The organism is Delftia sp. ASV31, from assembly GCF_016428765.1.
GTDB lineage: Bacteria > Pseudomonadota > Gammaproteobacteria > Burkholderiales > Burkholderiaceae_C > Comamonas > Comamonas acidovorans.
In genome coordinates, this window is record NZ_JAELTK010000082.1 from 17,134 (window position 1) to 28,048 (window position 10,915).

Genomic DNA, 10,915 nt, shown 5'->3' on the forward strand with positions numbered 1-10,915 from the left:
ATGATTGACAACATCAGCTGGCTGGCCATCTATCCGGAGATCCTTCTCCTGGTCATGGCCTGCGTGATCGCCCTGGTGGACCTGGGCGTCAAAAGCCCGCGCCGCACGGGCACCTATGTTCTGACGCTGCTGACCCTGGGCGTGGTGGCCGTGCTGCAAGGCATGTACGCCTCCAGTGGCAACACCTTCTATGGCTGGGGCAACATGGTGGTCTCCGACGCCATGGGCAACTGGCTCAAGTGCTTCGCCACTGTGGCCATGATGGTCACCCTGGTCTATGGCCGCCCCTACGCCGCCGACCGCGACATGCTGCGCGGCGGCGAGCTGTTCACGCTGGCCATGCTCGCGCTGCTGGGCATGTTCATCATGATCTCGGGCAACAACTTCCTGGTCATCTACCTGGGCCTGGAGCTGCTGACGCTGTCCAGCTACGCCCTGGTGGCCCTGCGTCGTGACCACACGGCGTCGGTCGAGGCCGCGATGAAGTACTTCGTGCTCGGCGCCATGGCCAGCGGTTTCCTGCTGTACGGCATGTCCATGCTCTACGGAGCGACCGGCTCGCTGGACATCGGCCAGGTCTTCAAGGCCATCAACTCGGGCGAGATCAAGCACCAGGTGCTGGTGTTCGGCCTGGTCTTCGTGGTCTCCGGCCTGGCCTTCAAGCTGGGCGTGGTTCCCTTCCACATGTGGGTTCCCGACGTCTACCAGGGCGCTCCCACGGCCATCACCACCATGATCGGTGGCGCGCCCAAGCTGGCCGCCTTCGCCATCGTCATCCGCCTGCTGGTGGACGGCCTGCTGCCGCTGGCCATCGACTGGCAGCAGATGCTGGCGGTGCTTGCCATCGCCTCGCTGCTGGTCGGCAACCTGGCCGGCCTGCAGCAGACCAACCTCAAGCGCATGCTGGCCTACTCGACCATCTCGCAGATGGGCTTCGTGCTGCTGGGCCTGATGTCGGGTGTGGTGGATGGCAAGGTCGATCCGGCCACCATCGAGAACGCCTACAGCTCGGCCATGTTCTACGTGGTGACCTACGTGCTGACCACGCTGGCCGCCTTCGGCGTGATCCAGCTGCTGGCCCGCGAAGGCTTCGAGAGCGAAGAGGTCGCCGACTTTGCCGGCCTCAACCAGCGCAGCCCGCTGTATGCCGGCGTGATGGCGATCTGCCTGTTCTCCATGGCCGGTATCCCTCCCCTGGTGGGCTTCTACGCCAAGCTGTCGGTGCTGCAGGCGCTCGTGGCATCGGGCCACAGCCTGTACATCGCGCTGGCCGTGTTTGCCGTGGTCATGTCGCTGATCGGCGCCTTCTACTACCTGCGCGTCGTCAAGGTCATGTACTTTGATGAGCCCATCACCGCCACCAGCGTTTCCGCTTCGCTGGACGTGCGCGTGGTACTGACCCTCAACGGCGCCCTGGTGCTGGGGCTGGGCCTTCTGCCGGGTGGCCTGATGGCCCTGTGCGCCGACGCCGTCGTGCGCGCCCTGGCTTCCTGATCCACTTTCCCGATGCGGGGCCCTGCACGCAGGGCTCCGCGGTGAGGACATCGGCTTGTCGCAAACCGCTTCGATCTGGCTCGTGATATTGGCTGCCCTTGTGGCAGCCAATTTGCCTTTCTTCAACGCCCGCTGGCTGCAGCTGGGGCCGCTGCGCGCCCAGCGCAAGCCGCTGGCCATGTGCCTGCTGGAGATGGTGCTGCTGTACTTCATCGTCGGCGGCGTGGCGCTGCTGCTGGAGCGCCGTGTGGGGCAGATCGCGCCCCAGGGCTGGGAGTTCTATGCCGTCACGGGAGCGTTGTTCCTGACGCTGGCCTTCCCCGGTTTCGTCTATCGTTTCCTGATTCACCGCCGCGGCTGAGGCTGCGGTGCCGGTTGTCTCATGGGTGGGGGTGCGTGATGAAAGTGCTCGACCTGCATTGCCCGCACGGCCATCTGTTCGAGGGCTGGTTCGCCTCGGAAGATGATTTCCAGGGCCAGCTGCAGCGCCAGCTGGTGCTGTGCCCCGTCTGCGGCCACAGCGACATCACCAAGCGACTGAGCGCCCCCCGCATCAATCTTGGCGCCAAGCCCGCAGCCACGCCCCCGACTGCAGCGGCTGAGCCTGCTGCAGCCGCCTCGGCTGCCAGTGCGGCAGCCGTTCCCTCACCATCCATGCCGCCCCAGGCGCGCGAGCAGCTGCAGGCCATGCAGGCCGCCTGGCTGAAATGGTCGCGCCAGGTGGCGCAGCAGACCGAGGACGTGGGCGAACGCTTCGCCGATGAAGCCCGTCGCATGCACTATGGCGAGACGGACGAGCGTGCCATCCGCGGCAAGGCCAGCCCCGAGCAGGCCATGCAATTGCTGGATGAAGGCATTGCCGTCCTTCCATTGGCCTTGCCCGAAGGCAGCAAGGAAACGCTGCAGTAAGTGGCGACTGGCACGTGCTGTCTTGGCGACGACAATTGCGCCCATTGCAATGGATCGTAAATTTCCAGGCCAGGCCTTTGCTTGTTGCTATTGATTGAGTAGCGCTAAAACTGACTTTGTCGCCCTTCAATTGAAGAGGCGACAAACTCAAGCATATCCGCGGCTTTTCGCATAGTGACTGAGCAGGCCACAGGGAGATTGCCGACCTGGGTGTTTCCCGTAAGGCAGCGGACATTGGCCGCTGCCTTGTAAGTCGCAAAAAGGGTAGTTTGCTATCGCTTTGGAAGCGCTCTGGCGTTCCGTGTGGGCCGCGCCGGGCCGAGATGCTGGAGAACCCTAGGTCCTGCCCGTCGCCGCGGCACCTTACAGCCCCGTGTGTGCTTGATTATTTCAAGTGTGAGTGGTTGCTTCTGTTGTTTGCAACGACCAGGCTTGATGCGCCATGCTGCGGTGCGGGGCAGGGCCTGTGCTTAGGAGCACCTACGTAGGCGTTTTCCCGCTGCGGTGCACAACGTCGGCAAGCCTACGATGCGTCCGACCCTGCACAACGCCCACCAGAGCCTCTGGTGACGCGCTGGCGGCTGGCAGCATCAACGGAGCAGGCGAAGCGCACATGAGCGACGTTATTCTCGAAACCCGGAACCTGACCAAAGAGTTCAAGGGATTTACGGCGGTGAGCAAGGTGGACCTTTCGGTACGCCGTGGCTCCATCCATGCCTTGATCGGCCCCAATGGCGCAGGCAAGACCACCTGCTTCAATCTGCTGACCAAGTTCCTGGAGCCCACCTCCGGCACCATCCGTTTCAATGGCGAGGACATCACGCGGGAAGCACCGGCGCAGATTGCGCGCCGTGGCGTGATCCGGTCCTTCCAGATCTCGGCCGTGTTCCCGCATTGCACGCTGCTGGAGAACGTGCGCATCGGCCTGCAGCGCAAGCTGGGCACGGAGTTCCATTTCTGGCGCAGCGAGAAGAGCCTGTCGCAGCTCGATGACCGCGCCATGCAGTTGCTGGCCGAAGTGGGCCTGCAGGACCTGGCCGACGAGGTCACGGTCAACCTGCCCTATGGCCGCAAGCGTGCGCTGGAGATTGCCACCACGCTGGCCATGGAGCCCGAGCTGATGCTGCTGGACGAACCCACGCAGGGCATGGGCCACGAAGACGTGGACCGCGTGACCCAGCTGATCAAGAAGGTCTCGGCCGGCCGCACGATTCTCATGGTGGAGCACAACATGAAGGTGATCTCCACCATTGCCGACCGCATCACGGTGCTGCAGCGCGGCGCCGTGCTGGCCGAGGGGCCGTACGAGGAAGTTTCGCGCAACCCGCAAGTGATGGAAGCGTATATGGGCACCACCGACGGCCAGTTGCAGGGAGCGCATTGAGATGACTGCACCGGCATTGGAAATCAAGGGCCTGCAGGCCTGGTACGGCGAATCCCATGTGCTGCACGGCATGGACCTGGTGGTCCAGCCCGGCGAGGTGGTCACGCTGCTGGGGCGCAACGGCGCGGGCCGCACGTCCACGCTGCGCGCCATCATGGGTCTGACGGGCGCGCGCAAGGGCTCCATCCGGATCAACGGCGTGGAGGCCATCCACCTGCCCACGCACCGCATTGCCCACCTGGGCGTGGGCTACTGCCCTGAAGAGCGCGGCATCTTCTCCAGCCTCTCGTGCGAAGAGAACCTGATGCTGCCGCCGCCGCTCAAGACCGGCCAGCCGGGCATGAGCGTGGATGAGATCTACGCCATGTTCCCCAACCTGGCCGAGCGCCGCCACAGCCAGGGCACGCGCCTGTCGGGCGGCGAGCAGCAGATGCTGGCGGTGGCGCGCATCCTGCGCACGGGCGCGCGGCTGCTGCTGCTCGACGAAATCTCGGAAGGCCTGGCACCCGTCATCGTGCAGGCGCTGGCCCGGATGATCACCATGCTGCGCACCAAGGGCTACACCGTGGTCATGGTGGAGCAGAACTTCCACTTCGCGGCGCCGCTGGCCGACCGCTTCTACGTGGTCGAGCACGGCCATGTGGTCGAGCGTTTCGGCGCGTCCGAGCTGCAGGCCAAGATGCCCGTGCTCAACGAGTTGCTCGGAGTCTGACCCGGATATCCATCGTGGCCGGCGCCTGGGGCTCGCCGGCTGCATTCCTGCCATGGCCCTGTGACAAAAACCCAAGACATCAACGCGAAGGAGACACCAATGAAAGCAAAACTGACCGCACTGTCGTGCATGCTGGCTGCGGCCGGCCTGGCCAGCCCGCTTGCCATGGCACAGGAGAAGGTGAAGATCGGCTTCGTGACCGACATGTCCAGCCTGTATGCGGACGTGGAAGGCAAGAACGCCGTCACCGCCATGCAGATGGCCATCGATGACTTCGGCGGCAAGGTGCTGGGCCAGCCCATCGAGCTGCTGAGCGCCGACCACCAGAACAAGGCCGACATCGCCGCCTCCAAGGTGCGCGAGTGGGTGGACACGCAAGGCATCTCGCTGGTGTTCAGCGGCACCAACTCCGGCACGGCACTGGCGGTGTCGCAGGTGGCCAATGAGAAAAAGCGCGTGCACTTCAACAGCGGCGCGGGTTCCTCGGCACTGACCAACGAGCAGTGCAACGCCTACACCGTTCACTACGCCTATGACACCGTGGCCCTGGCCAAGGGCACGGGTACGGCCGTGGTCGAGCGCGGCGGCAAGGACTGGTTCTTCCTGACGGCCGACTACGCCTTCGGCCACGCGCTGGAGAACGACACCACGGCCGTGATCAAGGCCAAGGGCGGCAAGGTGGTGGGCGGCGTCAAGCACCCGCTCAATGCCTCGGACTTCTCGTCCTTCCTGCTGCAGGCGCAGGCCTCCAAGGCCCAGATCCTGGGCCTGGCCAACGCCGGTGGCGACACCATCAACGCCATCAAGGCGGCCAAGGAATTCGGCATCAACAAGAGCATGAAGACCGTGGGCCTGCTGGTGTTCCTGACCGACATCCACAGCCTGGGCCTGAAGAACACCGAAGGCATGCAGTTCACCACCAGCTGGTACTGGGACCAGAACGATGCCACGCGCAAGTTCGGCGAGCGCTTCTTCGCCAAGACCAAGCGCATGCCCACCTCCATCCAGGCTGCCGACTACTCGGCCGTGACCAGCTACCTCAAGGCCGTGCAGGCCGTGAAGTCCACGGATGCCGACAAGGTCATGGCCTACCTCAAGAGCACGCCCATCGACGACTTCTACGGCAAGGGCTCGATCCGTCCCGATGGCACCTTCGCCCATGACATGTACCTGGTCGAGGTCAAGAAGCCCGCCGAGTCCAAGAAGCCCTGGGACTACCTGAAGGTCGTGGCCACGCTGCCCGCCGACCAGGTCTGGACCACCAAGGCCGAGACCAAGTGCGCGCTGTGGAAGTAACGCTGCGCCGCCACTGACCCCCAACCGCCACCCGGCCAACCACGACAGCTGCATCCCATGGAAATCTTTGGTGTTTCCCTGCCAGGCCTGATGAGCCAGCTCCTTCTGGGGCTGGTCAACGGCTCGTTCTACGCCATCCTCAGCCTGGGGCTGGCGGTGATCTTCGGCCTGCTCAACGTGATCAACTTCGCCCACGGCGCGTTGTTCATGCTGGGCGCCATGGTCACCTGGATGGCCATGAGCTACTTCAACATCAACTACTGGGTGATGCTGGTGCTGTCGCCGTTGCTGGTGGGCCTGCTGGGCGTGCTGATCGAGCGCTTCTTATTGCGCTGGATCTACAAGCTCGACCACCTCTACGGCCTGTTGCTGACCCTGGGCCTGTCGCTGCTGATCGAGGGCCTGTTCCGCTCGGTCTACGGCGTCTCGGGCCTGGGCTACGACACGCCCGAGCTGCTGGAAGGCGCGACCAACCTGGGCTTCATGATCCTGCCCAACTACCGCGCCTGGGTGGTGCTGGCCTCCATCGTGGTCTGCGTGGCCACCTGGTTCATGATCGAGAAGACGCGCATCGGCGCCTACCTGCGGGCGGGCACCGAGAACCCGCGCCTGGTCGAGGCCTTCGGCGTCAACGTGCCCGTGATGATCACGCTGACCTATGCCTTCGGCGCGGCCCTGGCGGCGTTTGCCGGCGTGCTGGCGGCGCCCGTCTACCAGGTCACGCCGCTGATGGGGCAGAACCTCATCATCGTGGTCTTCGCCGTGGTGGTGATCGGGGGCATGGGCTCCATCATGGGCTCCATCCTCACCGGCCTGGGCCTGGGCGTGATCGAGGGCCTGACCAAGGTCTTCTGGCCCGAGGCTTCGTCCACCGTGGTGTTCTTCATCATGGTCATCGTTTTGCTCATCCGCCCCGCCGGCCTGTTCGGCAAAGAGAAATAACAAGAACGAGGACAAGGGGCCGACCACATGAAATCCAAGACTCTCGTTCAACGCATCGCCCCCTGGGGCTATGGCCTGCTGCTGCTGGGCCTGCTGGCGGCGCCCATGCTGGGTGCCTACCCGGTGTTCGTGATGAAGCTCATGTGCTTCGCACTGTTCGCCTCGGCCTTCAACCTGCTGCTGGGCTACACGGGCCTGCTGTCCTTCGGCCACGCGGCCTTCCTGGGTGGTGCGGCCTATGTGACGGGCTACGCCATCAAGGGCTGGGGCTTCACGCCCGAGCTGGCCATGCTGGCCGGCACGGCCGGGGGCGCGCTGCTGGGGCTGATCTTCGGCTGGCTGGCCATCCGCCGCCAGGGCATTTATTTCTCGATGATCACGCTGGCGCTGGCCCAGATGCTGTTCTTCGTGTGCCTGCAGGCGCCCTTCACGGGCGGCGAGGACGGACTGCAGGGCGTACCGCGCGGCAAGCTGTTCGGCCTCATCGACCTGACCAGCGACCTGACCATGTACTACGTCACGCTGGTCATCGTGGTCCTGGCCTTCCTGCTGATCGTGCGCACCATCCACTCGCCCTTCGGCCAGGTGCTCAAGGCCATCAAGGAGAACGAGCCGCGTGCAACCTCGCTGGGCTATGACGTGGCGCGCTTCAAGCTGCTGGCCTTCGTGATCTCGGCCGCGCTCACGGGCCTGGCCGGTTCGCTCAAGACCGTGGTGCTGGGCTTTGCCACGCTGTCGGATGTGCACTGGACCACCTCCGGCCACGTGATCCTGATGACGCTGATGGGCGGCCTGGGCACGCTGTCCGGCCCCATCCTGGGCTCGGCCGTGGTGGTCATGCTGGAGAACAAGATCGGCGAGTTCGGCAGCTTCCTGCAGCGCCTCACGGGCGTGGAGTGGTTCTCCACGCTGGGCGAGTCGGTGACCATCGTCACCGGCCTGATCTTCGTGGTCTGCGTGCTGCTGTTCCGCAAGGGCATCATGGGCGAGCTGATCGCCTGGCTGCAGAAAAAGCGTACCCCTTGAGATCCTGAAGACCGCACCGAGCGGCGGGAAGGGCAGGCCACCAGGACCGCATCTGATCCTGGTGGCCTGCCCTTATCCGTTGTCGGGTTCCTGCATCCATGCCGGCAGGTCCCGCTGGCCGTGCAGCACACGCCATACATCGACGTGATGGGCGTGCTCCACATAGAACACCATGTACGGGTAGCGCGTCAGCGGCCAGGCGCGCAGACCGGGCAGATGGAGTTCATGGGCATAGCGCAGCGAGCCTGTGGCGGGGTGGCGGCCTATGTGTGCGTAGGCCTTCTCCAGCGCGTCGATGAAGCCCAGGGCTGCGTTTGCTGCCTCCTCGTCCAGGTACCAGGCAAGTATCTCTTCGACGTCCCGGTTGGCCTGCTCCCGGGGGACGATGGCCTTGGCCTTCACCTCCTGGCCTTTGCCCGCTCACGCAGTCCATCGAAATAGCCCGCATCCACCGCGGCAGCCGGCGCCGAACCCGCTCCAGCCAACAGCAGGTTGCGCAGTTGCAGGCGCTCCTGATCCCTGCGGATCAGCTCGCGGACATACTCGCTGCTTGTGCCGTAGCCACGCTGGCTGACCTGCTCATCCACAAAGGACTTGAGGGTGTCAGGCAGGGAAATGTTCATGGTGCTCATGGCGACAGTGTGGGTTCCTTGGCAAAATTTGGCAAGATTCCCATTCAGCTACTGGAGCTTGAAGAGCTTTTCATAGCTGCAGCGGCCGGGCGTAGCCCGTCATCTCCAGGTATCCCTGACCGGCTCGCGCCTCCTGGCCCGGGCCGGACAGCTTTTGGAGGCTGCACAGGCCCTCCCAGTAGATGGCGCCGGTGGAGGCGCTGCTGTCCAGCTCCTGGTCATCGACCAGGGCGTTCACGGTGAAGCGGCCAGCGGGCGTGTCCACCTGCCATTGCACAGGGTAGCGCGCGCCGCTGGCGGGGCTGCTCCAGTGGCGCAGCGGAGTGAACTGCACGGCATCGTGGGCGAAGACCTGTACCTTGCCATTGGCGCCGCGCAGCGAGCCTCCGGCCCACAGCGCGCTGCCATCGCTGCGGCGCACTCGGAAGGCAGTGAGTGCACCGCCGTCGAACAGGTTCATGCCTATCCAGTCCCAGCCCACGGCCTCGGGGTGCATCAGGGCCTGGCTCCATTCATGGTCCAGCCAGGCGCGGTTGTCACCGGGTTCGCGCGCGGCTTCGATCTCCATGCGCTGGCCTGCCAGCTCCAGCGTGCCGCTCACCTGCAGTTGCGGGCGGCTGTAGTAGTAGCTGGCCTGCTCGGGCTCCGGCCCCTTGCGCGAAAGGCCGGCGCGGCCTTGCAGCAGCGGGTGCTCGCGGGTTTCGAAGCGCAGGTCCAGTGCGAATGCGGTGCTGCGTATGCGGGTGGTGTAGCGTTCGGCCTCGCCGTTACCGGAGCCTTCATCGGTGCGCTGCAGCGACCAGTCCTGCAGCCGCACGTCGGCATCGGTCTCGCTGGCCTGGGCAATGCCAAAGCCTGCGCGCGCGATGCGCTGGTCGTGGTGCAGGCGGGCGCCCTGCACATCGCACAGCGCCGCATGGGCAAACAGCAGCTGGCGCGCCGCAAAGGCGGAGCGCAGCTCCTGCGTGGCCTGCACGCGCGACCGAAAGAAGGTGATCTGGAAACCCCAGGCCCGGCCCGCCGCGCGTGCCTGGCCGGTGATGTACCACCACTCGGTGCGCAGACCGGGGTGGCTGCCGTGGTCGCGCGGGAAGACCAGCGTGCGTGGCGGCAGTGCCTGGGCGGGCAGTCCTGCCGTCCCCAGGCCCAGGCCTGCAGCCAGTCCCAGCAGGTGGCGGCGGGGCAGGGGCATCATGGATCAGCTTTGCAACTGCGCGATGCGCGCCTGGGCCGGCCCGCAGTCGCCGATGCGCTGCATCACCCAGTCCGCATCATGGTAGGTGGGCAGGTAGCGCTCGCCCGCATCGCACAGCAGCGAGAGGATGGAGCCCTGCTCTCCTCGCTGGCGCATCTCGCTGGCCAGCCTGAGCATGGCCACGTAGTTGGTGCCCGTGGATGGCCCCACGCGCCGGCCCAGCAGTGCGGACAGGCTGCGCATGGCGGCCAGGGAGTCGCAGTCCGCCACCTCCTCCATGCGGTCCACCAGGGTGCGCACAAAGCTGGGCTCCACGCGCGGGCGGCCTATGCCCTCGATGCGCGAGCCCGGCGCGGTGAGGGTGGCATCGCCCGTGCGGTGGTAGGCGGCGAACACCGAGCCCTCGGGGTCGGCCACGCAGATGCCCGTGGCATGGCGCTGGAAACGCACGTAGCGGCCAATGGTGGCGCTGGTGCCGCCCGTGCCCGCGCCCACCACGATCCAGCGCGGCACGGCATGGCGCTCGCGCCGCATCTGGGTGAACATGCTCTCCGCAATATTGTTGTTGCCACGCCAGTCGGTGGCGCGCTCGGCATAGGTGAACTGGTCCATGTAGTGGCCGCCGGTCTGCGCGGCCACGGCGCGTGCCTCGTCGTAGACCTGGCCTGCGCTGTCCACGAGATGGCAGCGGCCGCCGTAGAACTCGATCAGCGCAATCTTCTCGGCCGAGGTGCTGCGCGGCATCACGGCCACGAAGGGCAGGCCCAGCAGGCGCGCGAAATACGCCTCGCTCACGGCCGTGGAGCCGCTCGATGCCTCGACGATGGTCGAGCCCTCATGCACCCAGCCATTGCACAGCGCATAGAGAAACAGCGAGCGCGCCAGCCGGTGCTTGAGGCTGCCCGTGGGGTGGGTGGATTCGTCCTTGAGGTAGAGGTCGATCCCCAGGTCGGCAAAGCCGGGCAGGGGCAGCGGGATCAGGTGCGTGTCGGCACTGCGCTGGTAATCGGCCTCGATGCGGTTGATGGCCTCGTGCAGCCAGGAAGAGGTGGTGTGCGGCATGGCGGCCATTGTCGCAGGCTGCCTCCTACCAATCCTCCTTGACCGCCAGCACTGCCTCGCGCCCTGCAGCCGCACGCCCGGCCAGCCAGGCGGTCAGCGTGCCCGCCGCGATCACGCTGGCTGCCAGTGCCAAAAGGCGGGGCCAGGGCAGGGACAGCTCCATGGTCCAGTGAAAGCTTTGCGGATTCACCACGTGCACCAGGATCACGGCCACGCCCAGGCCCAGCAGGCTGCCGGCGATGGCGCCCGCCGTGGTCCAGGCC

13 protein-coding genes are annotated in these 10,915 nt (G+C 65.6%); 8 read left to right on the top strand and 5 right to left on the bottom strand.

The window, feature by feature from the left end; translation table 11 throughout:
• The 8 genes from nuoN (at nt 1) to JHD82_RS23455 (ending at nt 7,763) form a co-directional block, all read left to right on the top strand.
• Nucleotides 1-1,494, top strand: coding sequence for an NADH-quinone oxidoreductase subunit NuoN (nuoN, locus tag JHD82_RS23420; RefSeq protein WP_012206966.1), 1,494 nt, complete (start codon nt 1-3; stop codon nt 1,492-1,494).
• 55 nt (nt 1,495-1,549) lie between these two features.
• Complete coding sequence (locus JHD82_RS23425; RefSeq protein ID WP_012206965.1) at nt 1,550-1,855, top strand: DUF2818 family protein; 306 nt, start codon at nt 1,550-1,552, stop codon at nt 1,853-1,855.
• 38 nt (nt 1,856-1,893) lie between these two features.
• Nucleotides 1,894-2,403 carry a DUF1178 family protein gene (locus JHD82_RS23430; RefSeq protein ID WP_199139051.1) on the top strand — a complete coding sequence of 170 codons (510 nt, stop codon included), beginning with the start codon at nt 1,894-1,896 and terminating at the stop codon, nt 2,401-2,403.
• 613 nt (nt 2,404-3,016) lie between these two features.
• Nucleotides 3,017-3,787 (top strand): ABC transporter ATP-binding protein, encoded by a 771-nt coding sequence (locus JHD82_RS23435; protein WP_012206963.1) that lies wholly within the window; start codon nt 3,017-3,019, stop codon nt 3,785-3,787.
• 1 nt (nt 3,788) lies between these two features.
• Nucleotides 3,789-4,499, top strand: a complete 711-nt coding sequence (locus JHD82_RS23440; protein ID WP_012206962.1) for an ABC transporter ATP-binding protein — start codon at nt 3,789-3,791, stop codon at nt 4,497-4,499.
• Nucleotides 4,500-4,598: 99 nt separating this feature from the next.
• Nucleotides 4,599-5,795, top strand: coding sequence for an ABC transporter substrate-binding protein (locus tag JHD82_RS23445; RefSeq protein WP_012206961.1), 1,197 nt, complete (start codon nt 4,599-4,601; stop codon nt 5,793-5,795).
• 57 nt (nt 5,796-5,852) lie between these two features.
• Nucleotides 5,853-6,737 carry a branched-chain amino acid ABC transporter permease gene (locus tag JHD82_RS23450; RefSeq protein WP_012206960.1) on the top strand — a complete coding sequence of 295 codons (885 nt, stop codon included), beginning with the start codon at nt 5,853-5,855 and terminating at the stop codon, nt 6,735-6,737.
• A gap of 27 nt (nt 6,738-6,764) precedes the next feature.
• Nucleotides 6,765-7,763, top strand: a complete 999-nt coding sequence (locus JHD82_RS23455) for a branched-chain amino acid ABC transporter permease (RefSeq protein WP_012206959.1) — start codon at nt 6,765-6,767, stop codon at nt 7,761-7,763.
• A gap of 72 nt (nt 7,764-7,835) precedes the next feature.
• Here JHD82_RS23455 and JHD82_RS23460 read toward each other — a convergent pair whose 3' ends face one another.
• The 5 genes from JHD82_RS23460 to JHD82_RS23480 all read right to left on the bottom strand — a co-directional run.
• Nucleotides 7,836-8,165, bottom strand: a complete 330-nt coding sequence (locus JHD82_RS23460; protein WP_097201579.1) for a type II toxin-antitoxin system RelE/ParE family toxin — start codon at nt 8,163-8,165, stop codon at nt 7,836-7,838.
• Complete coding sequence (locus JHD82_RS23465) at nt 8,162-8,395, bottom strand: type II toxin-antitoxin system ParD family antitoxin (RefSeq protein ID WP_012206957.1); 234 nt, start codon at nt 8,393-8,395, stop codon at nt 8,162-8,164. Before JHD82_RS23465 ends, JHD82_RS23460 begins: the two co-directional genes overlap by 4 nt.
• 70 nt (nt 8,396-8,465) lie before the next feature.
• On the bottom strand, nt 8,466-9,590 hold the full coding sequence (locus tag JHD82_RS23470) for a lipocalin-like domain-containing protein (RefSeq protein ID WP_199139052.1): 1,125 nt from the start codon (nt 9,588-9,590) through the stop codon (nt 8,466-8,468).
• 3 nt (nt 9,591-9,593) lie between these two features.
• Nucleotides 9,594-10,661, bottom strand: a complete 1,068-nt coding sequence (locus JHD82_RS23475; RefSeq protein WP_012206955.1) for a PLP-dependent cysteine synthase family protein — start codon at nt 10,659-10,661, stop codon at nt 9,594-9,596.
• 16 nt (nt 10,662-10,677) lie between these two features.
• Nucleotides 10,678-10,915: hypothetical protein (locus JHD82_RS23480; protein WP_199139054.1), on the bottom strand; the 238-nt coding region annotated here is incomplete at its 5' end.